The sequence below is a fragment of the Nanoarchaeota archaeon genome (genome assembly GCA_018897155.1).
Taxonomy (GTDB): Archaea; EX4484-52; EX4484-52; order EX4484-52; family LFW-46; genus LFW-46.
This window is the reverse complement of the sequence record JAHILE010000048.1, coordinates 50972-73101: the sequence shown is the minus strand read 5'-3', so window position 1 is coordinate 73101 and position 22130 is coordinate 50972. Positions and strand designations below refer to the sequence as shown.

General features: G+C 40.9%; 30 protein-coding genes, 3 tRNA genes and 1 pseudogene. 18 read left to right on the top strand and 16 right to left on the bottom strand.

The features are described from left to right. Positions 1-373, top strand: a 373-nt coding sequence (locus KKB09_06770) for a hypothetical protein (protein ID MBU4300891.1), incomplete at its 5' end; no start/stop codon positions are given. 47 nt (positions 374-420) lie between these two features. Here the strand turns inward: KKB09_06770 and KKB09_06765 are convergent. The 4 genes from KKB09_06765 to KKB09_06750 form a co-directional block, all read right to left on the bottom strand. Then, the gene (locus KKB09_06765) at positions 421-1344 is read right to left on the bottom strand and encodes an aldolase (protein ID MBU4300890.1); all 924 of its coding nucleotides are present in this window, start codon (positions 1342-1344) and stop codon (positions 421-423) included. A 93-nt stretch (positions 1345-1437) separates the two neighbouring features. After that, a complete protein-coding gene (locus tag KKB09_06760) occupies positions 1438-2331 on the bottom strand; it encodes a fructose-1,6-bisphosphatase (protein MBU4300889.1) in 894 nt (297 codons plus the stop codon). A 170-nt stretch (positions 2332-2501) separates the two neighbouring features. Then, positions 2502-3431 (bottom strand): mechanosensitive ion channel family protein, encoded by a 930-nt coding sequence (locus KKB09_06755; protein MBU4300888.1) that lies wholly within the window; start codon positions 3429-3431, stop codon positions 2502-2504. 430 nt (positions 3432-3861) lie between these two features. Continuing rightward, on the bottom strand, positions 3862-4566 hold the full coding sequence (locus tag KKB09_06750; protein MBU4300887.1) for a hypothetical protein: 705 nt from the start codon (positions 4564-4566) through the stop codon (positions 3862-3864). Positions 4567-4616: 50 nt separating this feature from the next. Here KKB09_06750 and KKB09_06745 point away from each other — a divergent pair, with 50 nt between their 5' ends. The 6 genes from KKB09_06745 to KKB09_06720 are packed head-to-tail and all read left to right on the top strand — an operon-like array spanning position 4617 to position 9380. Next, positions 4617-5510 carry an A24 family peptidase gene (locus tag KKB09_06745; protein MBU4300886.1) on the top strand — a complete coding sequence of 298 codons (894 nt, stop codon included), beginning with the start codon at positions 4617-4619 and terminating at the stop codon, positions 5508-5510. 51 nt (positions 5511-5561) lie between these two features. After that, positions 5562-5894 carry a hypothetical protein gene (locus tag KKB09_06740; GenBank protein MBU4300885.1) on the top strand — a complete coding sequence of 111 codons (333 nt, stop codon included), beginning with the start codon at positions 5562-5564 and terminating at the stop codon, positions 5892-5894. A gap of 33 nt (positions 5895-5927) precedes the next feature. Then, entirely contained in the window at positions 5928-6659 is a 732-nt protein-coding gene (locus tag KKB09_06735; GenBank protein ID MBU4300884.1) for an anaerobic ribonucleoside-triphosphate reductase activating protein, read from the top strand. A gap of 39 nt (positions 6660-6698) precedes the next feature. Continuing rightward, the gene (locus tag KKB09_06730) at positions 6699-7490 is read left to right on the top strand and encodes an HAD-IIA family hydrolase (protein MBU4300883.1); all 792 of its coding nucleotides are present in this window, start codon (positions 6699-6701) and stop codon (positions 7488-7490) included. Positions 7491-7535: 45 nt separating this feature from the next. Further along, a complete protein-coding gene (locus tag KKB09_06725) occupies positions 7536-8696 on the top strand; it encodes a UDP-N-acetylglucosamine--N-acetylmuramyl-(pentapeptide) pyrophosphoryl-undecaprenol N-acetylglucosamine transferase (GenBank protein MBU4300882.1) in 1161 nt (386 codons plus the stop codon). 27 nt (positions 8697-8723) lie between these two features. Next, the gene (locus KKB09_06720) at positions 8724-9380 is read left to right on the top strand and encodes a hypothetical protein (GenBank protein MBU4300881.1); all 657 of its coding nucleotides are present in this window, start codon (positions 8724-8726) and stop codon (positions 9378-9380) included. Positions 9381-9390: 10 nt separating this feature from the next. On the opposite strand, the gene KKB09_06715 is transcribed toward KKB09_06720, so the two are convergent. From KKB09_06715 to KKB09_06690, 6 genes are all read right to left on the bottom strand, one after another. Further along, complete coding sequence (locus KKB09_06715) at positions 9391-9768, bottom strand: hypothetical protein (GenBank protein ID MBU4300880.1); 378 nt, start codon at positions 9766-9768, stop codon at positions 9391-9393. A gap of 11 nt (positions 9769-9779) precedes the next feature. Next, positions 9780-10046, bottom strand: coding sequence for a 4Fe-4S binding protein (locus KKB09_06710; protein MBU4300879.1), 267 nt, complete (start codon positions 10044-10046; stop codon positions 9780-9782). 10 nt (positions 10047-10056) lie between these two features. Beyond that, positions 10057-10284: a type II toxin-antitoxin system HicA family toxin gene (locus tag KKB09_06705; GenBank protein ID MBU4300878.1), complete on the bottom strand. Its 228-nt coding sequence runs from the start codon at positions 10282-10284 to the stop codon at positions 10057-10059. Beyond that, on the bottom strand, positions 10253-10495 hold the full coding sequence (locus tag KKB09_06700; protein ID MBU4300877.1) for a type II toxin-antitoxin system HicB family antitoxin: 243 nt from the start codon (positions 10493-10495) through the stop codon (positions 10253-10255). The genes KKB09_06705 and KKB09_06700 overlap by 32 nt, the downstream gene beginning before the upstream one ends. A gap of 63 nt (positions 10496-10558) precedes the next feature. Continuing rightward, positions 10559-11299: a glucose 1-dehydrogenase gene (locus KKB09_06695; GenBank protein MBU4300876.1), complete on the bottom strand. Its 741-nt coding sequence runs from the start codon at positions 11297-11299 to the stop codon at positions 10559-10561. A gap of 27 nt (positions 11300-11326) precedes the next feature. After that, complete coding sequence (locus tag KKB09_06690; GenBank protein MBU4300875.1) at positions 11327-11878, bottom strand: pyruvate ferredoxin oxidoreductase subunit gamma; 552 nt, start codon at positions 11876-11878, stop codon at positions 11327-11329. Between the two features lie 48 nt (positions 11879-11926). Between KKB09_06690 and KKB09_06685 the strand changes: the two genes are divergently transcribed. The 3 genes from KKB09_06685 to KKB09_06675 all read left to right on the top strand — a co-directional run bounded on the left by KKB09_06685 (position 11927) and on the right by KKB09_06675 (position 13741). After that, the gene (locus KKB09_06685; GenBank protein ID MBU4300874.1) at positions 11927-12859 is read left to right on the top strand and encodes an alpha/beta fold hydrolase; all 933 of its coding nucleotides are present in this window, start codon (positions 11927-11929) and stop codon (positions 12857-12859) included. A 59-nt stretch (positions 12860-12918) separates the two neighbouring features. Then, on the top strand, positions 12919-13065 hold the full coding sequence (locus KKB09_06680; protein ID MBU4300873.1) for a hypothetical protein: 147 nt from the start codon (positions 12919-12921) through the stop codon (positions 13063-13065). 64 nt (positions 13066-13129) lie between these two features. Beyond that, positions 13130-13741 carry an HAD family phosphatase gene (locus KKB09_06675; GenBank protein ID MBU4300872.1) on the top strand — a complete coding sequence of 204 codons (612 nt, stop codon included), beginning with the start codon at positions 13130-13132 and terminating at the stop codon, positions 13739-13741. Positions 13742-13744: 3 nt separating this feature from the next. Here KKB09_06675 and KKB09_06670 read toward each other — a convergent pair. From KKB09_06670 to KKB09_06660, 3 genes and pseudogenes are all read right to left on the bottom strand, one after another. Then, positions 13745-14234 (bottom strand): annotated as a pseudogene (locus KKB09_06670) (tRNA-binding protein). A 5-nt stretch (positions 14235-14239) separates the two neighbouring features. Beyond that, positions 14240-14785, bottom strand: a complete 546-nt coding sequence (locus tag KKB09_06665) for a hypothetical protein (protein MBU4300871.1) — start codon at positions 14783-14785, stop codon at positions 14240-14242. 48 nt (positions 14786-14833) lie between these two features. Further along, positions 14834-15035, bottom strand: a tRNA-Gly gene (locus KKB09_06660). Positions 15036-15110: 75 nt separating this feature from the next. Between KKB09_06660 and KKB09_06655 the strand changes: the two genes are divergently transcribed. After that, positions 15111-15668 carry a hypothetical protein gene (locus KKB09_06655; protein ID MBU4300870.1) on the top strand — a complete coding sequence of 186 codons (558 nt, stop codon included), beginning with the start codon at positions 15111-15113 and terminating at the stop codon, positions 15666-15668. Here the strand turns inward: KKB09_06655 and KKB09_06650 are convergent. Then, the gene (locus tag KKB09_06650) at positions 15647-16078 is read right to left on the bottom strand and encodes a hypothetical protein (protein ID MBU4300869.1); all 432 of its coding nucleotides are present in this window, start codon (positions 16076-16078) and stop codon (positions 15647-15649) included. The two genes, KKB09_06655 and KKB09_06650, sit on opposite strands and share 22 nt — an antisense overlap. A 14-nt stretch (positions 16079-16092) precedes the next feature. Continuing rightward, positions 16093-16806, bottom strand: coding sequence for a hypothetical protein (locus tag KKB09_06645; GenBank protein MBU4300868.1), 714 nt, complete (start codon positions 16804-16806; stop codon positions 16093-16095). Between the two features lie 92 nt (positions 16807-16898). Here KKB09_06645 and KKB09_06640 point away from each other — a divergent pair, with 92 nt between their 5' ends. After that, positions 16899-18074 carry a DUF1512 domain-containing protein gene (locus tag KKB09_06640; protein MBU4300867.1) on the top strand — a complete coding sequence of 392 codons (1176 nt, stop codon included), beginning with the start codon at positions 16899-16901 and terminating at the stop codon, positions 18072-18074. On the opposite strand, the gene KKB09_06635 is transcribed toward KKB09_06640, so the two are convergent. Next, positions 18075-18416 (bottom strand): hypothetical protein, encoded by a 342-nt coding sequence (locus KKB09_06635; GenBank protein ID MBU4300866.1) that lies wholly within the window; start codon positions 18414-18416, stop codon positions 18075-18077. Positions 18417-18468: 52 nt separating this feature from the next. On the opposite strand from KKB09_06635, the gene KKB09_06630 reads away from it, so the two are divergent. The 6 genes from KKB09_06630 (at position 18469) to KKB09_06605 (ending at position 22115) form a co-directional block, all read left to right on the top strand. Next, a complete protein-coding gene (locus KKB09_06630; GenBank protein ID MBU4300865.1) occupies positions 18469-19077 on the top strand; it encodes a dCTP deaminase in 609 nt (202 codons plus the stop codon). Positions 19078-19200: 123 nt separating this feature from the next. After that, a tRNA-Asn gene (locus KKB09_06625) sits at positions 19201-19273 on the top strand. A 4-nt stretch (positions 19274-19277) separates the two neighbouring features. Next, positions 19278-19351: transfer RNA gene (locus KKB09_06620), tRNA-Phe, on the top strand. A 139-nt stretch (positions 19352-19490) separates the two neighbouring features. After that, positions 19491-20186, top strand: coding sequence for a tRNA-intron lyase (gene endA, locus KKB09_06615; protein MBU4300864.1), 696 nt, complete (start codon positions 19491-19493; stop codon positions 20184-20186). A gap of 36 nt (positions 20187-20222) precedes the next feature. Then, on the top strand, positions 20223-20927 hold the full coding sequence (locus KKB09_06610; GenBank protein ID MBU4300863.1) for a KaiC domain-containing protein: 705 nt from the start codon (positions 20223-20225) through the stop codon (positions 20925-20927). A gap of 168 nt (positions 20928-21095) precedes the next feature. Then, entirely contained in the window at positions 21096-22115 is a 1020-nt protein-coding gene (locus KKB09_06605; GenBank protein MBU4300862.1) for a hypothetical protein, read from the top strand. The last annotated feature ends 15 nt before the right edge of the window (positions 22116-22130 follow it).

Below are 22130 nucleotides of genomic sequence, written 5' to 3'. Positions count from 1 at the left end.
GACACTTGCAATGGATTCGCCGACAATAACGCAGGAATCAGAGGGCTTTGATGGTCGGACAAAATACGCAATAAAAGAAGGCGGCGGATATTATGCAGGACGGTTTGCAGTGTGCGAGCAGCTGGAAAAAATGCGCAGGCAGGCAACTGCGGTTGTCTTTCGAGAGATTTATGACACGTACATTATGCCTGTTGGGTGCTGGGAAATTCGCGAGAATGTCCGCCATGCGTTTGAAAATAAGCCGCGTAAATTCAATACAATGAATGACGCGCTCGCGGATATCAAGGCGCGCCTTCACATTCCGATGGATGAGTATCTTAAGAAAAGCGCGTTATTGCAGCAAAGGAGATTATCTGATTTTTTTAAAGTATGAACTAGTTTGCGTCAGTAATCAGTAATTTTATTCTAAATACAGCTAATTCAGCACCCTTTTTTATATATTGCAAAAGCTTCATCAACTGTTTTGTTGTCAATTGTTAATGCAGATATGGCATTGCACATCGCAACCGCCTCTTTTAAGGATTTCTGGTGTATGTTTCTCCCGGTTGCATTTCCTGCTGCGCCGACTTCCAGCTGATCGTGAAGCCTTTTCAAAAAGCCATATACGTCTGTTGATGAGCCCCCTGCACAAACAACATGCGTTCTGTTTCCGGCTGCCTGAACTGCTTCCCTGAATATCTCCTTTGAGTCAGCACCTTCTTTTTTAGGATAGTTAACTTTGACAAAGTCGCTTCCAAGGCAAGCTCCGACGCCTGTTGCTCCTGCAATCAGGTGCGCGTCTTTTTCATCCTTTACTGATTTTCCTCTCGGATATATCCACAGAACTACTAGAAGACCGTTTTTATGCGCTTCATACACTATTTTTGACGCATCTTTAAGCATCAGATCTTCATATTCGCTGCCAAGATAGATTGTGTATCCTACGGCAAGTATTTTTAGACCTGAGTTTTTCTTGAGTTCAACAACTTCAGAAACATCGGTTATGCTTCCGCTGTAAGGATCTTTTTGATCTTCTTTCATAAGATTTGTTTTTGAATTGAGTTTCACAAGATATGGAACCGTTTTATAATCAAGGCCGTATTTTGCTATCAGGCCTTTTTGAGTTGCGAAAACACCGATTTTTGCCTTGCTTGCGATTCTAAACAGGTGTTCGGGATCAGCGTCATCCGCATGTATTCCTGCGCCATACATATCGCCATTAAGGTGCTCTATTTTCTGGTCGCCTGCAAAGAGCATTAAATGTCCGGACCCTTGAGTCATGGCCAGGTAATTTTTTACATATTCTGCTCTTTTGTTTTTCGGAACGTCTGCCGGCACTGCAACATCACTTTGTTTTATTTTCATATCGAATCACACTTTTTTTATAATTATTTTTAAGTCTAATTTTATTTTATATTTTTTTATCATTTCAGTAGTTTATTTATTTTGTACTGCATTCTATTTCATCATGTCTTCCATTCTTTTTATCACACCCTTGCTTCCAACATATAGCGGGGTTCTTTGATCCAGATGTTCAGGAGTTATGTCAAGTATGCTGATTTTTCCATTGCTTATTTCACCGCCTGCCTGGGTTGCAATAAAGCCCAGAGGATTTGCCTCAAATAATATTCTTAGCTTGCCGTTTTCATGGCCTTTAAATGCAGGGTATGAGAATATTCCGCCGTATTTTAGTATCTGGTGAAAATCCGCAACAAATGAGCCCGAATAGCGGAGCTTATAGCCGTCGTTTTCTATCGCGGTTATGAATTTTGCATGTTTTGGCATCCAGTCTTTTTTCAGGCTGCCTACGCCATAGATATTGCCTTCGGGCATCTTTATGTCTTTTTCAGTCATTACATATTCTTTTTTGTTGTTTAGGACAAACATATGGACTCCTGATTTTACAGTGAGTGTAAGAACCGTAAGTGGTCCGTAGAGTATGTACATTGCGGCTCTCAGGTTGCGCCCCTTTTGGATGACTTTGCCGTTGTCAAATATGCCGACAATTGTGCCGACAGCAAGGTTTACCTGTATCAATGACGAGCCGTCCAAAGGATCAAGCGTTACGCCGTAATTTGATTTCGCAGAAGGGATTTTTACGACTTCGGGCTGCTCTTCTGATGCGATTTCCTTTACCAGTTTTGATTTTTTTAGAATGTTTATGAGGTGCGCATCAGACCATTTGTCAAGCTCCATCTGGGTTTCGCCGTACATGTTTTTGGTATCTGCATACTTTTGGTTGGTTACGAACGCGTCCCTTATTGCTGGCGCTTGTTTTGCAATTAGCACAATTAAGTCTTTTAAGTCTTTTGGACTGCTGGTTGTATCAAGATATTGCCTTAATGTTGTAATGTTAAAACCCCCGTTTTTGTTATGGCGTCCGCAATTGCCGGACACTAGTAATATATGGTGTTTTGTCATTATATAGATTGAGGTTATCGATTGGTGCTAATTTAAAGAGCGGCGCATTTGATGCCGAGAAAATTGACGTATTTTTAAGGTATTATGATGGGTTTATCACATCATTTTTTCGGGAAGCCGACTATGTCTATGGTCTCTGAGGCAATCTTGATTTTTTTGTTTTTCTCTATCATTTCCAAAATAAGATGCGAAAGCTTGTTATGCAGAATTCGCCGATTTCTTGTCTCAGAAATATAGCGTATGTTGAAGCTTATCCAGTTGTCCGTTAATTTAATGAATATTGCGGGTTCTGTAGGCCTTTTTTCCAGGTAATATTTTTCTTCCAGCTTTAAAATTTCTCTGTTTGCCTGTTCAGTTATTTGCTTTGTTTCTTCGGCCACAAGTTCTAAGATGTTTTTATGCGCAGTTTTCCAGTCGCTATCATAAGTTATGGGCACAGTTATTTCGTCCCATATAAAATTATGGTCTTTTGTGTAGTTATTGACTGGATTGGATAAAACCGTGCTGTTTGGAATTATCGTCAAGCGTCCCGTTGCCTGATCTCCGCCAACCCACTCCTTTATCTCAAGCAGAGTTGTGTACATTACGCCGATATCCATAACATCTCCGAATTTTGAATTAATTTCTATTCTGTCGCCTATCTTGTAAATCTTATTTGTAATTATCATTATGCCGCCCACAAAATTCTTGAAAAAATCCTGCAGCGATATTGCGAGCCCTGCGCCGATAAGGCCGTAAGCCACTAAAAGAGACTGAGGGTCTTTTATCCAGATGCCTATGAGAACGGCCAAAATAATCAATAAAGAAACTATTGAGGTTGCCTTTCTGGAAGAAAACCGGGTCCTTGATTCTTTGACATTTTTGTCAATAACAAATTCCAAAGATATGTTGAAAATAGAATAAATTAAAGTTATTGTTGCAAAACTGTAAAATAGTTTCACCAAGTTTTCATTTGGATAAGTTAAGTTTGCAAACCATGCTAAAGCAGAAAGTACAATCATTGAGAACAGAACGATTATCTTCTTTAGCATATTGCTTATTGGATTCACCCGAATATATACTTACTGATTTCCGCATAAGCGCGGTGCTGTTGCACAACTTGCAGAATTCATACACCTTTGCGTTATCTGTAAGGACGAAATACAACCATTCAAAATTCTTGCTTTCAGCCCTGAGATTTGAGCAAGAATTTTGGCATATATAACTGTTGTGCAACAGCACCCGTAAGCGCAACATCATGCGCTTATCCGTAGCAAGCACTCATCTTTCATCAGGACATAAGCATATTCTTTTTTTTCTTAATCCGATACAATGAAGAAACATTCGATTGCTGATAGAATATCGGGAATAAAAACCTCCACCTCATTGGGTGTTCACAAATTCATCGGGTGGTTCAGACCCATCATGTTGTTAATGTAATATGTAATCATTGGTGGAGAAATATAATTGGAGCTCTAAAGCTTAAAATAGTGCCGAAAGCCACATCCATAATTTGCACCACCGCCCGCATTCGGAAAGCAGCGGCGCGTCAGCTACTTTTTCTGGCGCGCCGCTAGCCGCAAGGATATGTTCAAAATCATTTACATATGACACCATATTTGCATAATTCTCTTGTGCGTCGCACGCGGTAATTGTCCAGTCGCTTCCATCGTTTGCATCGAATTTCTTCTCGACTTTTCCCTCGAACGGCTCGTGGCATTTGTTGTAATCCTCTCCCTGCGTTTTGTGCCAGAAGACGCGCGAGTCAAAGTAATAATGCGATGCGATGCCTACGTTTTTCCATTGTTCGCATCCTAAAGCCTTTTCCGATTTTTCAAGCCAGAACTGCATTTTTTCAAGCGCTGGGCAATTGTTCTTTTTCGGGCAGTCATAGTATTCTGAAGGTTCGCAGGATACTGACAAATTATCATGAAACTCGCCTATGAGTTTCAAGCCTTTCAAAACCTCGCTTACGCTTCGGTTTAGTAAGTAGCAATGGTGGTTGATTGTGTCCTTGAAATCGCGGTCTGGAATAACTGCGGCATCGCGAATTTCTTCAATGCATCCGCAGTTAAAGTCACGGCACACTTTTTCTGCAAGCGTTGAATGCGTCTCCCACTGCCATGCGAACGCGTCCGAAGAAACCAATAATGTGAGAACAAAAGCCAAAATTATCGCTACTTTCATATCTTTTATTTGAATTTATGATTTATAATACTTGAAGCGCAAAAGAAATTATGCTTTACGAATCCGCGCTTTTCTTAATCGCCCTTGCAGGCTCTGCAGTCGGCGGCTGGATTGACCTGAAAACAACAGAAATACCGGACAGCGTGCCTCTTTCAATGGCTGCAGCAGGGCTGATTGTTCATATTGTTTACGCGCTTTTGACCGGCGTCTGGACAAACGTTTATTATTCAATAGGTGTCGGAATTTTATTTCTTATATTCGGTTACATTCTTTACTACACAGGCCAATGGGGGGAAGCGGATGTCCTGCTTCTTGCAGCTGTTGGCGTTGTAGTTCCGCAGCCTCTGTCTTTTTTCGCAAAAAATATGTTTATGGATTTCGGTTTGTCATTTCCAGCCATATTCATCCTCAATACATTTATAGTGGGTGGTATCTATTCATTGATTTATTCTTTAGTTCTCGCATCTGGGAATAAGTTGATCGTTCCCGAATTCATTAAGGCCATAAAAAGCAGCAAGAAGCGTTTTTTAAGAATAGCTGCATTGGTCTTTTTTATTTCTTTTTTATCAATGATGTTGTTATCACTGGCATTCACAATACAGTTTTCATCAGAGCTCATATTCTATGACCTGGCCATATTGATTCCTGCGATAGTTTTCATTTATTTTTTCTATACGTTTGCCCAGACAATCGATACTGTTGCATTTAAGAGGAAAGTAAAGACATCGGATTTGAGAGAAGGAGACGTGCTCTCCGAAGATGTTGCAGGGCTATCAAGCAAGTTATATATAGGGCTTACAGCAGAGCAGATAGAAAAAGTCCGCAAAGAGAAAAAAGAGGTGTGGATAAAGGAAGGCATCAGATACGGCCCTACATTTTTTCTCGCATTGATTGCGACATGGCTTTTCGGAAACGTGATTTCATTGCTCGTGGCTGTCTTTTAATTGAAATTTTATTCGGAACAATTTTATAAACTCTTCGGTTCAAGTTAGTCTATGGGCTCGATTTTTTCGCAATTTATAGTATTCATTTTTTCATCCATTCCGCTTTATTTTGCCCTGAAGATGATAAAGGAAAAGGCAAAGAAAATTTCATTCACTAAAGTATTTTTAGTTACTATCCTAGTTGCTGCGGTCGCATCGGCAGTTTCGTCATCCTTTGGCTTTTTGGGCGGAGTGGTAGCGTTTATTCTCGCGCTTTTTGTATATAAGGAAATGTTTGAAATCGACTGGCTTACGGCATTTCTTGTGTGGCTGATGCAGATAGTTATAGTGGCTTTGGTTTTTTGGGCGTTCATTCTTCTTGGAATATCTCTTATATTTCTTTGAGCAGATTTTTAAAATTCCGCGCGAATTAAACCTATGCAAAACGAAAGCCTTCTGATAAAAGGTTTCCTTCCGATGAGCACTATCGATTATAAGGGAAAAGTGGCTTCTACAATATTTTTACAGGGATGTAATTTCAGGTGCCCCTTCTGCCATAATCCCGAGTTAGTCCCTCTTTCTTTCGAAGGCAATCTTCTGAAAGCGGATGATGTCATTTCATACTTGAAAGAAAACAGGGATTTTGTGGATGCTGTCTGCATAAGCGGCGGCGAGCCGACAATACACAGCGGGCTTCCAGCATTTATTATGCGTCTAAAAAAGGACGGCTTTTTTGTAAAGCTTCAGACAAACGGAACAAATCCTGGAATGCTTAAGATTCTGATTGATGGCAAACTCCTTGATTACATTTCAATGGATGTAAAAGCGCCGATTGAGAAATACGAATTGTTAGCAGGCGCGAAGCCGGATTTAGAGAAGATAAAGAAAAGCGTAAATTTGATAATGTCAAGCGGCGTGGAGTACTCATTTCACACGACTGTAAGCCCTGAGCTTAATATATTGGATATAAAGCAGATTGGCACGTGGCTGAATGGTGCAAAAACATATTATCTGCAGCAATTCAGGCCTGAGAAAACCCTTAATCCGGAATATGAGAAAAAAATTCCGCATACGCCCGAAGAAATCAAAAGAATGGCTGATTTGGTGCGCGCAAATTTTGGAAAAATCATAATCGAAGGCGCAGATATTGAATCTTTCGGCAATGAATAAGTTTATATAAACTAGTGCGCATAGTTTTCTTGAGCCAGGGTGACATCTATCTACTTCAACTATAAAAATGTCAAGACATTCATATTTGATTTAGACGGGACTGTGTGGAATTGGAACAGCCTGTTTCCAAACATGGCTGAGACAATAAAGAAGCTGAAAGCAAGAAACCGAAAAGTATTCTATGTTTCTGACAACAACATACTTTCGCGAAAAGGCCTTGCAGAGCGCCTGACGCAGATGGGCATACCTACCAAGACTGAGGAAATAGTGACTGCTCCATATGCTGCTGCGCGCTATTTCAAGGAGAAGAGAATAAAAAACGTGTATGCAATTGGCGAAAAGGGCTTGATGGATGAGCTTAGCAATTTTAATATTACTGTATCCGACAAATCGGATATTGTTCTTACATCAATTGATCGCGGTTTTACTTTTTGGAAACTAAAGACTGCCTGCGACCTTATTAGAGAGGGATCAAAGCTTTATTCAACAGGCTTATCAACGTATTGGCGCGTCAATGGCGATATACTTCCGGCAGAGCTGCCGATACAGAAAGCCATAGAAGCAGTTACCGGCGAAACAGCAACAATCCTTGGCAAGCCGTCAGACCATCTGAAAAAAGTAGTTCTTGAAGAGTTTTTCCTTTACCCCGAAGACACGCTTTTTATCGGCGACGACATAAAGACAGACATGCCGTTTGCGCATAAATGCAGCTTTCGGAGCGCGATAGTGACGCACGGCCTGACAACGCATAAGATGGCGCTTGAAGCGCGCGGCGAGGAAAAGCCGGATGCAATAATCAACGACATAAAGGAGCTTGCGAATTTGATTTGATGATTTATTGAATTTCTTTATATGCGCACACCACCCAATAATATTATGGCAAAGCGCATGAAGCACAAAATATATTTCTCGGTCTGCGGAGAGGGCTACGGGCACTCGAGCAGAGATATGGCAATTGCAAAAGCGTTGGAAGATGCAGGCGCGCAGGTTCTTATGGGCGGGTATGGTTACGTTCTCGACCGCATGAAAAAATCCTTTAAAACAGTTGAGATAAAGCGCGAGTTTGAAATGACCGGAAATAATGGCTCTTTTGACATGAAGGCAACCATACTAAAGAGCAGTAAGCCCGCTCTCGGATTTTCAAAAATAGTCGCTGAAGAAAAAAAGAATATGGGTGTCTTTGGAGCAACCTGCGCGGTTGCAGACGGCAGGAGCGCGGCAATTCTTGCGGCTTTTCAGATTGGCATTCCCTGCGTTGTCATCGCCAACCAGACAAGCCTTGAGTCGTTTTTCATGAAAGACAATCCGGTAATGCGCATTATCGGGAAAAATGCAGAGTTCTCGTTGAGCGCAGGAATCTCTATTGCTGATGTTGTGTTAATTCCCGATTTTCCGCCGCCAGATACTGTTTGTCTTGGGACGCTTGGCTGGATGAAGCACATAAAGAAAAAAGAGATATTTACCGGCCCTGTAGTTTTTTCGGAATTTATGAAGCCCGGAAAAGGCGGCGCGCCTGATATAACTCGCCCGTTTGTTCTGACAATTCTTGGCGGCCACGCATTCAGGCTTCCGATTTTTGAAGGCATTCTGGAGATTGCGCCAAAGTTTCCGAAAGTTACCTTTCTGATATTCACAAAATTCAAGAGCGACAAAATTCCAAAGAATGTTGTTGTGCGCGAGTTTGCCGACGATATTTCAGAGTATATGCGCGCAGCAGAGCTAATAATCACGCAGGCAGGCCACAGCACTGCGATGGAAATCCTGGCACTTGGAAAGCCGGCGCTGATAATTCCTGACAAAGGCCAGGCAGAGCAGGGAAGCAATGCGGAGCGCATGAAAGCGCTTGGCGTTGCAGAAACTTTGGATTATTCTCATCTTGGCGCGCAAAATCTTTTCCGGAAAATCAGCATGCTTTTGCGCGGGAAAAAATACAAAGAAAACGCGGCGAAGTATTCTAAAATCGCGCGAAAAATGAACGGCGCAAAAAAAGCAGCGGAAATAATTCTGGAGTATTCGGAAAGGGTGCAGAAGTATTGATTTAAACCTTTCAAACACAATTGTTTCATGGTTTCGAAAATAACTGTTCTGTATGGAAATATTGCTTATGTTAACGCAGACATGCACGTAAATTCGTCTAATGGTTTTCTACTTCATGGAAGCGGAACCGCAGAACAATATGCGGATTATTCCGGAAGTGTGGTTGGTGATGAGTTGCAGGAGTTTTGGAATTTGGTAAATATTGCTAAAGAGCCTCTGAAATCTCCTTTGGATCATATGTACCGTATTCGAAAACGAGAACCGACTAGATTTCAATATGAAAGCCTCGAAGATATGGTCGTTTCAAGGGATTCAAGACCGCTTAAGCGGGGTGATGCGGTTATTCCTATAACTATTAATAATTTACAAATTTCAAATGCTGTAGGCATGACTTATGATTGGAAAAAATCGCCGCCCAAACTTATTCCGGCAACAAAAAAAACTGTGCAGGATTCACTTGAAAAAAGCTTTGGATTTGCGAAAAAACTGGGGTGTAAAAGCGTTGCAATTCCGGTGATGTGTACGCGAAAAGGGGGTTTATCAAAAGAAGAATCATCAGAAGCCACACTTTTTGCAATTGAGAGTTCGGGAAATTCGATAGATAAGATTTTTATTGTGTTGTATAATGATGAACTTTTGAAGAATAAGCAATTTTTTGATGAGTTCTACAAGGATGCTTTATAGATGGAATGTTTTATTGATATCTTTTCTCTTTTTTATCCAGTTCCCAGAAATATCCAAGTCCCGGATTTCTGATTGAAATAGGATTCTTCGAACTTTCTATCGGCCAATAGCCATTCTCATTTCTTTTCGGGATTCCAATAGCATCTAACGATGCAAGAATTTTTTTTATGTTTTGAGGATTATTTGTTTCACTTCGGATTTCATTAGTATCTAAGGGCTCAAAAACATCCTTCTCGGTTAAGCCGGAAAGGTATTTTGTAGTGCGCATGATTTCTGGAATTTCTTTTGGATCGAGCCGTAACGCGGCAGTTATTTCCGGAAGTTTTTTTCTTATTTTTTTGAGTTCTTCATTATCTGCTTGAGTTAATACTTTTTCCGAGTAAGCCATAATAACACCAATTATTTCTTCTCCTTTTCCTCTTTTATAGCGCTGAACGGGCATTCGGTCTTGCAAATCATGCAGCCCTTGCAGTAGTCGTAATTGACAATTGCCTTTTTCTCGACAATGTCTATGCAGCCGTCAGGGCAGAAAGTCGCGCATATCGAGCATCCTGTGCATTTGGCCTTATCAACCACTGGCCTGAAGGTGCGCCAGCTGCCTGTTTTTGTGACTCCGGAATTTCCCGGCTCAAGTATTATGCATCCGACACTAGTTTTTGATTTCATGATTATGGCCTCATAGCAATTCCATAAGTTCTTCAATATTCATATTTGCCTGCTTTAGAATGGATTTTAAAGTGCCGATTGCAAGTTCTTTGTGTTGCGGCACAAGCGCTATTGAAGATTTATTTTCGCTTTTTCTTTTCATCCTTACATGGCTTCCCTTTCTTCCGACAATTTCAAAACCCGCGTTTCTTAAAGCCTTTACAACTTCAAGCCCGGATAACACAGGTGTTTTGCTCATTAGCATCTACTCGCACTGTTGTAACTATAGGGCTTTCGCAAGTGTTTGGTATTTTTGCGTCTTCATCCTCCAGATATAGTTCTATTGCTTCTTTCAAGTTGTCAAGCGCTTCTTCTATAGTTTCGCCTTGGCTGGTTACTTCAGGTTCAGGACAGGTCGCTACAAAAAATTTGCCTTCCTTAACCACAACTGCCGGAAACGTATATTCCATAATATCACACACCTATTTGTGAAGACATGTTTAAAAACATAATTCGAATAAAAAAGCATTCAATTAGCCATATCCTCCATCGACCTTTAAAGTAACTCCGGTAATATAACTCGCGTCATCAGACGCTAAAAATAAAACTGCTTTTGCAATTTCTTCTGGCGTGGCAAACCGTTTCGCATATATTTTTTTACTCTCTTCTTCAACAAAATCTTCGGGAAGATCTTTATTCATATCCGTATTCACCCAACCGGGAGCTACTGAATTAACTTGTATTGTAGGAGCCAGTTCTTTTGCAAGATCTCTTGTGAGTATAATAATTCCTGCTTTTGACGCATCATAATCCATCGATGCCGGATTAAAGCTATCTATTCCGTTAGTGGATGATATATTGACGATCTTGCCGCCATTCTGTTTTTTCATATGCGGCGCAACGTATTTGGCGCAAAGAAAGGTGCCAATCAGATTTACGTCAAGAGTTCTTCTCCACTGCTCAACAGTTCTTTCTGCAAACGGCACATCGAAAACAATGCCCGCGTTATTTACTAATATGTCGATTTTGCCAAAAGTTTTTATTGTTTTTTCAATCATTTGTTTAACTTGTTCTTCTTTTGAAACATCGCATTTTACATAAAACGCATCTTCTTTGGCATTTTTTATGGACGTTACGGTTTCTTCTCCTTCTTTGTCATTAACATCGGCAACAACTACAACTTTTGCGCCTTCTTTTGCAAAAAGTAATGCAGTTGCTCTTCCAATGCCTCTGCCAGAACCCGTTATAATAACAACTTTATTTTTGAATCTCATAGATGACGCCTTAACTCAATTTAACTATTATTTTTTATTTTTCATTTCCTCATACGCTTTTTTAACCGCGACCACATTCTTTTGCGCGATTTCCCCGCTAAACGCTTCTTCAACAGATTTAATCAGCGAGTCAAGCTTTACAAGCCCTGTGGCAGCGACAAAAGCGCCGAGCATCGGCGCGTTGACAAAAGGCTTTCCGATTGCGTCAAGCGCGATTTTTGTGGCATCGATTGTTTTTATTTTAGCGGACGTCGCCAGCTTTATATTTTCCGTAGGTTCTGTTGTGTTTATGACTATGATTCCATTTTCATTCAATCCTTCTGCAACATTGACCTTCTCAAGAAGGCTTGCGTCAAGAACCATGACATAATCCGGCTCATAAACCTGCTCGTGCGTGCGTATTGCTTTGTCATCAATTCTGCAGAAAGCAGCCACAGGAGCACCCCTTCTTTCAACCCCGAAAAACGGGAATGCCTGGCATTGTTTGCCGTCCTTGAATGCAGCGGCAGCAAGAAGCTCTGCGCATGTTACAACGCCCTGGCCGCCCCTTCCATGTATGCGGATTTGCTTTAAGGCCATAGACATATTTTAGAAGGGTTATTTATAAATATATGCAGAAAAATAATCATGAACGGCTATCTGAAGGGCAGAAAGTTTGTCGGATTGATGCTTGCGATTTTTCTTCTCATTGTTTTTGTGCGCCATTTTAACGAGATTATCGCGCCGTTTTCACCAAGCGACAAGTGGGACATTACCGAGGAGGGGCTTCTCACATATCCGCAAAATCGCGGCGCTGTTGAATTCACAAAAACTATTCTGAACGATACTGCCCAAGTCGAGCTTTCAAAGATTGTTTATAAAAGCAAGGGGGAGAACATCTATGCGCTTCTCCGCGTTCCAAAAACAACTGATGCGCGTAAACCTGCAATAATTCTTCTTCCGGGCGCGCAAGTAACAAAAGAAGGCGAAGACGGCAGGGCGGCAAAATTCGCCGAATGGGGTTATGTTACTTTGACACTTGATGAGCGCGGCAATAGCGGTGAAACAGGCGGCGGAATCAATTCGAGGGATGAAGAATACGCGACATTTATCGATAACCGTGAGCCGGTTACGCACAAGATGGTTTTTGACGTTCTCCGCGCGTATGATTTTTTGGCAGAGCGCGATGATGTTGATTCTAAAAACATCATTGTTTTCGGCGAGAGCATGGGCGGAAGATTTGCGGTAATGGCTGCTGCAATAGAGCCGCGGATAAAGGCTGTTGTCGGAGTAAGCACTGCAGGATACGATTCCCTGGATAATCAGTTCCAGAACGGCGATGTCGCGCGCTTCTATAAGGCAATAGATCCTGATGCTTATGTAGCGAAGATTTCGCAGCGATTTGTTTTGATGGTTCACTCGACAAACGATACGGTCATCCCGATTGAAATGGCGCAAAAGACTTTCGGCTATGCTTTGGAGCCGAAGAAATTCATAACTGTTGACTACAAGACGCACGGATGGGCTGATGGGATGGCGCCGATGATGAATGAAGAGATGAAGGCAATATTCGCGCAGTAGATGAAAGTATATAATGTTTTTGGTGTAATTGGTGCAGAACATAAATCGGGAGATATCTGATGCACTGTGAAATGCTTGGCAAAAAATGCGCGCGGACGTTCTGCATGGCTTTCAGCCACAAGCGCGTGCGCGACAAAGACGGCTGCAAAGAGATGAAAGGCTACTGCAGGCATTACAGGAAGTTCTGGAAAATTGTTGATGCGTAAGAACCGATTGATCAGCGCCGTAAGAATGTAATAATGATTTAAGTTTTGGCGCGCAAAAATATCTATGATAAAAGCCATTTTCTTTGATTTTGACGGCGTGCTTACTAATTTCGGTTTTGGAGCCTATAATGTCTGCTTCAATTTGCATAATGAGACGGGAATAGAACTTGAGAAACTCCTTACGTGCTATTTCAGGCATTGCAACGGCCTTGATACCGGGAAAATTTCTCATTCTGATTTTTGGGAAGGATTCTGCAAATGCACCAGCAAAAAAATCGACATTTCATTGCTTGATTCTGCATTCAGGAATACGCCGGTGAATGAAAAAATGCTTGCGCTTTCGGAAAAATTGCGCAAAAACTACAAAGTCGGAATCATAACCGACAACACCAAAGCGCGCTTCGGCGCGATTGTTGATGAGTTCAGGCTGCGCGAGAAATTCGATGCCATAATTCTTTCGGCAGATGTCGGCTCGACAAAAAAGGAAGAGCGAATATTTAAAGTTGCGCTTGACGCGTTGAAAGTAAAGCCAGAGGAATGTGTTTTTATCGACAACTCGAAAAAGAATCTTGAGATTCCCGCGCGCATGGGATTCAAGACACTCTTCTTTGATTTTGAGAAAAAGGATTTTGTTGGACTGATTAAAGAGCTTTCTGCAACCGGCGTTAAAATTTGAAATTCACATAAGTTTCGCGCCGTTCTGTACTTTTCTTTCAGTCTCTGCCAGCACTATATCGCCGCGCTCGTCCGGAAATCCTGTTGTAAGAACTTCGGATATGAAATTTCCGATTTGCTTCGGCGCGAAATTTACCACGCAGATTACCTGCTTTCCGACCAGTTCATCTTTCTTGTAGTGCTTTGTGATTTGCGCGTTTTGAATAGTTGAAGCCCCGCTAATTAATACTGCGGAGCGAAACTTTCAAAGGCTTGAAAATCTGAACATTATGCATGAAGATTTTCATGACTTGATTTTTTTATCCCGAATTCGCCGAAGTCAATCAGAAGCTTATATGCCGGCTTTTTCAAGCGAAGCTTGAAAAGCCTAGAGCAAGAGAAGCTTGCGAAAGGATTTTGGCTTCAGGAAAATCTTCTGCCTTTATGATTGTGCCGGCGCGCAGCTCGACTTTTTCAAAGTCTGACCAGGTTATGTTCAATTTATCGCCATCCATAGCACTTACCTTCTTTCCTTCTCATATCTTTGTTTTATATAATTATAAGTATTTTTCAGGCGGTCGTTCGCATTGACATACTTGCAGGTATAAAAATAATCTACAATCGTAGGCGGGATAGGCTTGTGCTCAGTATGGGATGCGATATTTCCCAAGCCATGTTTTTTGCCTATTTTTTGGAGATTCTTTTTAACATACTCATTGGCTGCAAGAATGTGGTGGTCTGCCTCCCTGCGCCGGAAACTGGTTTCAAAGCATCTATGCATCGATTCTTCCATTTTTGCGGCATAATAGCCGATTCCGCCTATTTCGAATTGCTTTTCCAGAAAAAGCGTTACGTTATAGGAGCCACTGCTTTTGTGAGATGCAACATCGAGGTCGATTTTAATCCCGCCATCTTCACGCACTGCCGATTGCACCGTTACGCCATTTGATTTGAGGATCTCGTCTGCATATATCCGCTCGTCAATCGCGCCCACATACCATACATCATGCGCGCTTATGCCGAATTCGCGCAGGATTTTTTCTCTTGGGCTAAGTCCGAATTCCATGAAATAAGTGCGGGCGCAAGATTTTTAAATTGAGAATATAATGAAATATACGGCAACCGGGAATCGAACCCAGGCTATAAGCTATTTCCGAGCCTATAATTGATGACTCTAAACAGGTGACCGTGCCAAAGCGCGGTCGCCCTAAGTCATGGCACTAACGTGCCAAGCTTTTTTGTCTCTTTCGAGCCAAAAAACGTCACCGATTATGCGGTTGTGGGAAGCTCATGTCATACCCCTAGACCATTGCCGTGTGATATAAAATATATAGTGCGCGAAAAAGTTTAAGAAGTCACTTGTTTATTAACTCCGAAACACATTGTTTATTATGGTTTCTTGTTCCAAATGCGGAAAGCAACTCGAAAACAGCACACATACATTATGTCTTGATTGCTTCAAAAAAGAAAGCAAAAAAGAGAACGAATTGGACTACAGATATAATGTCATCAAGGGCCGCATTGCAGAGACTATTATTGAGGAGCTATTTCTGACTTTAAATTATAATGTTTTCAGATACGGAATGGAAAACAGCATTCCCGGTGTTATGACTTTGCTCAAAGGAGTGCATGGCGATGTTGCGACAAATATCAAAAGAATGCCTGATTTCGTAGTTCAATCTAAAAAGACTAACGATGTCTTTTTTGTCGAAGTGAAATTCAGGGCGAGTGGAGAATTTACCTACAAAGACCTTGGCGGAGATGAGTATCCGTATAGAAACGCGCACATAGTTCTTGTTTCAAAAAAGCACATAAAATGCGCGACAGTAGAAGAACTGAAAAATGGAAAAGAGTTTCAGTATCTGGGCAATAGGAAAGAATTTGAAACAGACCGTGAAATTATTATAGAATTCTGCAAATTTGCAGTTCAATTTTTTGAAACCGTATGATTTTCATCATCATTATTTGTCTCCTTCTCTTTTTGTTTCTCTTTCTTTATTTCTTTCATTTTCTTCTTCCCGCCAAGAAGCGCCTTTATCGCATCATATATCCACACAATTGGCATTGCAAGAATTTCGAAAATTCCAAAAATTATGCTGCCAATTCCGACAAATAGCTCAAGGACTTCATACACAAGATATAGCCCAAGAGCAATAGTGACGTAATGCAGTTGCGCTTCAAAGCCGGTCTGAAAAGACGCGCCGAAAATGTTGTTCAGAACGAGCGGAAATATGTATGCAAGAAACGCTATTATCGCAACATTTTTCAATATCGACAGGACCTTGTATCCTATCACAAGAAAAGCCGCAAGTATGAATACAAGAATCATACTGTCTGTAAGTGCAAGATTTTCAAACATGGCTGTAACATCCGTTACTTTTTTACCCCTAACAGCTCGGTGTCAATTTTTCCGGAGCCTTGAAGAATGAGTTTTGTTCCATAGTATGTTATATCGCCCGAAAAAGAGGAAAGTGAAAGAATGCTGTTTGAAACCGTATATACTGCGGAGTTCTTGCTGTTCTTTGCCTTTATGGTTCCGCTTATGTTTTTAAGTTCCAGATTCAATCCCAATACATTATTGAAAGCAATATAATCAAATGCAAAAGAAGATGCGGATACGCTGATACTCTTGTCCGAATATGGAATCGTTGCCGAATTTACAGTAACTCCTTTTGCAATACCTTTTATCGAAGTTGGAGCTGAAATACCTATTTTACCGGTGTAGTTTTTAAGAATGATTTCTGTTTTTGAAGGATATTGCCATGGTGTGTTCTCTATTATAAATGTATTGTTCGGATTTGCAAATGAAATTAGTATGGATTCTGCGGGGCTTTTGATTTCTGCCTCAGCAGTTGGAGGCATATCAAATATCAGTTCTGCATCAATTACAAGTTCTTCCGATTTTTCGCTTCCGAAAATTGCAAAACCCGTCGGCAAAGTTATGCTTTTAAAAACAGAGCTGAAAGAATCCATGCTTTCCGGATGTTCCTGCCCATAACTATAAATGCCTATTGCACCCGCAACAACTGCAATCAATAGCAATGCAGCGATTTTTCTTTCAGAATGACCTGAATCTGAGTCGGACATATTTGCTCACTTTAAGTGATTACTACGACATTAACGATTATAATATACTATGTTGTTTAACCTATATAAAGCTGAAAATAAAAAGTAACTGCATGTCATATGCAAACTTTTTGACTGGCGATAACGGTATAATTTCGTTTATACTGATGATGCTTTTTTTCTTTCTCTATCCGAGAATTATGATCTGGCAGATGACCTACAAGCTTGATGGTGATCTAAAAGAGCTTGAAGGCTATCGAAAAGCGTCCGAAGAATATGTTCTGAAAAAAATCAGCGACAAGCCGGACGCAAAGCAGAAAAATGCTGTAAAGAATTTTATGGATTTCTTCATCGCACCACCGGTTGATCTGGACCCCTATGGAATCGTCCATAAGATTGAGCACATAATGAACCAGTCCGAGCGCAGATTTTCATATTTTGTCGAAAGCGTTGCCCCTAAAATGGATGCGGTTGAAAAAGCAAACTTGAAATTTGCAATGATTGGCGCTATGGGGGTTAACCAAATTTACAAAGTTATAAGGCATTATGTCATAATGATCCGGAAAACGAACAATCTGCAATATGCAATGATGCTTCAGATGATTATGCCGATGATTATGAAAGTCGCAAAGGCAAATACAAAAGCCACAAAGGCATTTGCAGACGGCATTCCGATTGGCGATGCGATAGGCCCAATGGTTGTTGCAAGCCTGAAGACAAAAGAAGGCGATGAAGTTGCAAAAGAGGTTGTTGTGAGCAAAGAAACTTTTGCAGGACGTACGGTATATGTTCTTAAGGCAAAAGGTCCTGGAAGCGCGCTTGGAAAGCTTGGCAAAGCGGTTGAAGCGCTTCATAAGAAAGAGAAAATCGACTACATAATTACAATAGATGCTGCAGGAAAGCTTGAAGGAGAAGAGACCGGCTCTATTGCAGAAGGCGTGGGCGTCATGATGGGTGGTGTGGGAGTCGAGCGCTCGCAGATTGAAGAAGTTGCGGTGAAATATGACATCCCAACAGACGGCATTGCGATAAAAATGGCGCCTGATGAAGCTTCAATACCTTTGAAGAAAGAGGTCTTTGACGCGCAGGAAGGCGTTGTAAATATTCTTGAGCGGCTTGTGACTGAAACTAAAAAGAAGAAAATCCTTATTGTCGGTGTTGGAAATACCTGCGGCGTAGGCAATACAAAAGCATCGCTAAAAGGCCTTGACGAAAAGCTCAAGCCTGTTTGGAAGGTGCAGAAGAAAGAAGAGGAAGAGGAAAAGAAGAAAGAGAAGAAATGGTTTTAATTAATCTGCCAATATCTCTTCCTGCTCTGGATTCCACCAGGGCTGCGAAACCAACAGCATCTTCATTTTTCCGGTGTACTTAAAAGCCGCGCCTTTACGCACAATCACTAAATCGCCTTTTTGGCAACTTTTTACGTTGCCGTCAATTTCAAAATTTCCTGCGCCTTCAATTATGAAGTAGTGGAATGTGCATTCTTTCTCCCTTATTCGCGTTTCATGCCCTTTTTCGGTTTCGATAATATTGAACTTGATGGCGTTGTTTATAGATTTTGTGTCAAATGTTCTGCCTTTTATTCCGAATTTTTCAAAAGAATATTCTTTTGGAAGACGTATGACTGGCATAAGTTATATGCGCGCGCCATAATTTATAAAACTTCTTTTGGAATAATGTGGTATGGTTCTCTCAGACCGCGATATAAAGGCGCGCCTTTTAAAGGGCGACTTCAAAGCCGAGCCGATTGATCTTTCGCTCCAGTTGGGCGCAAGCTCTGTTGATTTGCGCCTAGGCACGCGGTTCCGCACATTCAAGCTGTCGAACCATTCCATAATAGATCCTGCGACATTTAGCGATACAAAAATATCTGAGTGGCAGTCGGATGGTGCAGAAATCGAGGAATATGAATATAGCACGCTCATAATTTCCGAAAAGCCGTTTGTTCTTCATCCAGGAGAATTCGTTCTGGCATCGCTTATGGAGCATGTCGAGATGCCGACAGATCTTGTTGGCCGGCTTGAGGGCAGAAGCTCGCTTGGCAGATTGGGCTTGCAAGTGCACAGCACCGCAGGCGTTGTTGATGCAGGATACAAAGGTCATTTGACGCTTGAGCTTGCAAATATAGGGAAGCTTCCGATAAAGCTGACGCCTGGTATGCGGATATGCCAGCTTGTTCTTGAATTGCTTTCAAGCCCAGCGGAAGTGCCTTACGGCGCGAAAAAGACCGCGAAATACTTTAATGAACGCGGCGCGAGCCAAAGCAGGGCGGATGAAGTGAAGAAAGCGTAATGTTCTAAGGATTTTCAAATTCGGAAAATTTGAAAAGCCGAGAACGCTGTGAACGGATTTATAAACATTTATTCACATAATTTTGATATTTGATTAGCTGCAAAAATGCAAAACTTTATATGTGCTCTGGTAACTCAGCAGGTAGAGTGCATGGCTGTTAACCATGTTGTCGCAGGTTCAAGTCCTGCCCAGGGCGCTATGGGGCCGTAGCTCAGCCTGGGAGAGCGCTAGACTGAAGATCTAGGTGTCACGTGTTCAAATCACGTCGGCCCCATTTGTTTTGCATATGTTTTATGCATTGCAAAACAAAAAAGCTTCGAGCTTCGCGATTAATGGTTAATGTGGCGAAGCGAGAAGAGTTACAACCTATCTTATATGCTTTGGATTGTAATATTATTGAATTGAGGCAATTTATGTCAAAAAAACAAAAAAATAAGGCTTCTGCAGAAAATCCGGAACTTACTGGTGAGTCTCTAGAGCTAATTGAAAATTCTAAAGTCTCAGACACTATTGAGATGCAAAAGCCGGAGGCTCAACCCTTATTTAAGATCGGCGAAATTCTTGCAAATGCGGAATTCCTTGAAAGCAAGGTCGTTGTTTGGAGCAAGGACGAAGGGAATCGGATATATTCAGAGAAATATTTCGGAAAATGGATTGATGAGGAAAAAGTAACTTATCTTCAGCTAAGCCTGGAGGAAGCGATGCTTCTGATTGACCGAGGACACATAAAAATTAACTATGAAGGAAAACCCATAACTTCACAGGTATTCTATGAAAAATGCATGATTGTTGATAAGGAGTTCCCGCAGAAATTTACTGTTTACAGGGATTTAAGAAACCGCGGTTATATCGTAAAATCCGGCTTCAAATTCGGAACGCATTTTAGAGTTTACGACAGGGGCGTGAATCCCTACAAAGAAGGCAGCAAGGAAACCAAAGAGCATACAAAATATAATGTTCATGCATATTCTGAAAACCACATGCTAATGCCTCAGGAATGGTCGAGATATGTGAGGCTTTCTCACAACATAAGGGCGACCGCTCTTATGGCTATTGTAGATGAAGAAGGTGATGTCACTTACTATAAGATAATCAGAACAAAGCCGTAGTAACGTATATATACAACCGCATGCATGATTATATATATGTCTAAAAAAAATATTTCTAAACTCTCAAATATGTCTCGGGCATCCATCCGTGTATCAACAGGTATAATCGGTCTTGATAAGATGCTGTTGGGTGGATTTCCAAGTGGTTCGTGCATATTGATTACTGGCGGCGCCGGCACCGGCAAAACCACACTCATGCTTCAATTTATTTGGGAAGGCTTGAAAAACGGCGAAAACTGTATCTACATAACTCTTGAAGAGCCTATTGAGGATTTAAGAGCAGATGCAATGCAGTTTGGCTGGGACCTGATGAAATATGAAAAAACAGGGCAGCTGAGAATAGAGATATATGATCCGTTTGAGCTTACCGACATAAACCTTCGGCTCAAGGACCTTATAACTACAAATAATTACCGGCGCGTTGCAATTGATTCGACATCTCTTTTCGGCATGTACATAAAAGATGAGTATAAAATACGAAAAGGTCTGTTTTCGCTTGTTTCTGCAATAAAATCCTCAAATTGCACCGCAGTTCTTTCCTCTGAAATAACTGAGGATAGCAAGCTGCTTTCAAGGTACGGCGTAGAGGAATTTGTCGTTGATGGCGTTATTGTTTTGCGTTACTTGGCAATGGGTTCTACCGTGAACAGGACTCTTGAAGTGCGTAAGATGCGAAGGACAAGCACGTCTGAAGGGATAAAAAGTATTGAAATGACTTCGAAAGGAATTGTTGTGGTGTGAGCGAACTTCGCCATAGTTTAGTTAGGGTTATAGGCGTCATGAAGCTAACCTGAGGAATTTTTATAGTTATATGCGGTAGTCTGATGGGGTTAGATGTGCCGCCATATGTTTAACATGCGCGCGCGCTTTTATACATTAGTTTTTATAGTTTTCTTTCTTCTTAATAGTATGGTATTAGAAGACACATACGCCTCATGCTTACGTGATGGGGGTCTTGATTTTAAGAAACACATAGTTAAAGGAGACACTATAGTTTACAAAGCAAGCGGTTCATTTTATGGATCGAATCATGGAGAAGTAATGTCTGAAATAATATCTGCATTATTGCCTTACGTCGAATCAAAAGATAAGGTGGCCATTACCTGCGCACACTCTAAAAATAATCTACAAACAGATATACCTAAAGTGATTCTTGATTCCCTTGATTTAGGACTTGAAGTTTACAATCTATTACCCAACAAAACAAAAATTATTACATTATTATACAATGATCTCAATGACACGAATAAAGCAATTTGGGAGAAATATAGAAGAGAAGGTGCTCCAGTTCCAAAAACCTATAAAGAAAAAATAATTGAAGCAACTAATAAGGAAATTGCGTTTATGTCTGTGAAACAATATGGAAAAATAAGAGATCTTTTAAATCAGAAAAATCGAGGTAATCGAACAGGCCATTCTATGGTGCAGTGTTTTGATAAGAAATATGAACTCGATGCCTTATCTTCAAAAATCAAAATAATTCAGTTTTTTGAAAGAACCCTTAAGAATGAAACTAAAGACATTTTTACTTTAGGTTGTCACTCGAATAAAATAATACGTAATGGGGATATTTATCAGTTGAATCTTGAAAAAACGGGCAGCAATATTCTTATAGGCAGGGCAGCTGACTGGAATAATAAAACAGGCTCTACAAAAGAAAAAGTTGATAAAAATTATTGTTCTATCACGCCGATATGCCGGATGATGCAAGCGGCAGAGTTAAATGATAAAAAAGAATTGGAATTTGATACTGTGATAAATTGCTTTCCAGGAACAGAATACGAATGTCAAGGGAAGTTTGCGGAGATTTTTTTCAGGTTATTTGAACCCAAAGACTATTTGGATTTAATAAATATATATTTTTACGAAGCCATTGGTGGGGGATTGAACTTAGTTTATGATTATTACACCACTAAACAATTTGAGTAAAAGAATATTTTTTTG

Coding starts and splice junctions, on each gene's coding strand:
- KKB09_06735 (MBU4300884.1), top strand. CDS start 5,928: ATGCAAAACGAAAGCCTTCTGATAAAAGGTTTCCTTCCGATGAGCACT.
- KKB09_06740 (MBU4300885.1), top strand. CDS start 5,562: ATGGGCTCGATTTTTTCGCAATTTATAGTATTCATTTTTTCATCCATT.
- endA (MBU4300864.1), top strand. CDS start 19,491: ATGTCAAAAAAACAAAAAAATAAGGCTTCTGCAGAAAATCCGGAACTT.
- KKB09_06650 (MBU4300869.1), bottom strand. CDS start 16,078: ATGTTTGAAAATCTTGCACTTACAGACAGTATGATTCTTGTATTCATA.
- KKB09_06645 (MBU4300868.1), bottom strand. CDS start 16,806: ATGTCCGACTCAGATTCAGGTCATTCTGAAAGAAAAATCGCTGCATTG.
- KKB09_06640 (MBU4300867.1), top strand. CDS start 16,899: ATGTCATATGCAAACTTTTTGACTGGCGATAACGGTATAATTTCGTTT.
- KKB09_06705 (MBU4300878.1), bottom strand. CDS start 10,284: ATGAGCAAAACACCTGTGTTATCCGGGCTTGAAGTTGTAAAGGCTTTA.
- KKB09_06720 (MBU4300881.1), top strand. CDS start 8,724: ATGGTTTCGAAAATAACTGTTCTGTATGGAAATATTGCTTATGTTAAC.
- KKB09_06695 (MBU4300876.1), bottom strand. CDS start 11,299: ATGAGATTCAAAAATAAAGTTGTTATTATAACGGGTTCTGGCAGAGGC.
- KKB09_06765 (MBU4300890.1), bottom strand. CDS start 1,344: ATGAAAATAAAACAAAGTGATGTTGCAGTGCCGGCAGACGTTCCGAAA.
- KKB09_06750 (MBU4300887.1), bottom strand. CDS start 4,566: ATGAAAGTAGCGATAATTTTGGCTTTTGTTCTCACATTATTGGTTTCT.
- KKB09_06665 (MBU4300871.1), bottom strand. CDS start 14,785: ATGGAATTCGGACTTAGCCCAAGAGAAAAAATCCTGCGCGAATTCGGC.
- KKB09_06715 (MBU4300880.1), bottom strand. CDS start 9,768: ATGGCTTACTCGGAAAAAGTATTAACTCAAGCAGATAATGAAGAACTC.
- KKB09_06755 (MBU4300888.1), bottom strand. CDS start 3,431: ATGCTAAAGAAGATAATCGTTCTGTTCTCAATGATTGTACTTTCTGCT.
- KKB09_06630 (MBU4300865.1), top strand. CDS start 18,469: ATGGTTCTCTCAGACCGCGATATAAAGGCGCGCCTTTTAAAGGGCGAC.
- KKB09_06610 (MBU4300863.1), top strand. CDS start 20,223: ATGTCTAAAAAAAATATTTCTAAACTCTCAAATATGTCTCGGGCATCC.
- KKB09_06685 (MBU4300874.1), top strand. CDS start 11,927: ATGAACGGCTATCTGAAGGGCAGAAAGTTTGTCGGATTGATGCTTGCG.
- KKB09_06690 (MBU4300875.1), bottom strand. CDS start 11,878: ATGGCCTTAAAGCAAATCCGCATACATGGAAGGGGCGGCCAGGGCGTT.
- KKB09_06675 (MBU4300872.1), top strand. CDS start 13,130: ATGATAAAAGCCATTTTCTTTGATTTTGACGGCGTGCTTACTAATTTC.
- KKB09_06700 (MBU4300877.1), bottom strand. CDS start 10,495: ATGGAATATACGTTTCCGGCAGTTGTGGTTAAGGAAGGCAAATTTTTT.
- KKB09_06605 (MBU4300862.1), top strand. CDS start 21,096: ATGGTATTAGAAGACACATACGCCTCATGCTTACGTGATGGGGGTCTT.
- KKB09_06655 (MBU4300870.1), top strand. CDS start 15,111: ATGGTTTCTTGTTCCAAATGCGGAAAGCAACTCGAAAACAGCACACAT.
- KKB09_06745 (MBU4300886.1), top strand. CDS start 4,617: ATGCTTTACGAATCCGCGCTTTTCTTAATCGCCCTTGCAGGCTCTGCA.
- KKB09_06635 (MBU4300866.1), bottom strand. CDS start 18,416: ATGCCAGTCATACGTCTTCCAAAAGAATATTCTTTTGAAAAATTCGGA.
- KKB09_06680 (MBU4300873.1), top strand. CDS start 12,919: ATGCACTGTGAAATGCTTGGCAAAAAATGCGCGCGGACGTTCTGCATG.
- KKB09_06710 (MBU4300879.1), bottom strand. CDS start 10,046: ATGAAATCAAAAACTAGTGTCGGATGCATAATACTTGAGCCGGGAAAT.
- KKB09_06725 (MBU4300882.1), top strand. CDS start 7,536: ATGGCAAAGCGCATGAAGCACAAAATATATTTCTCGGTCTGCGGAGAG.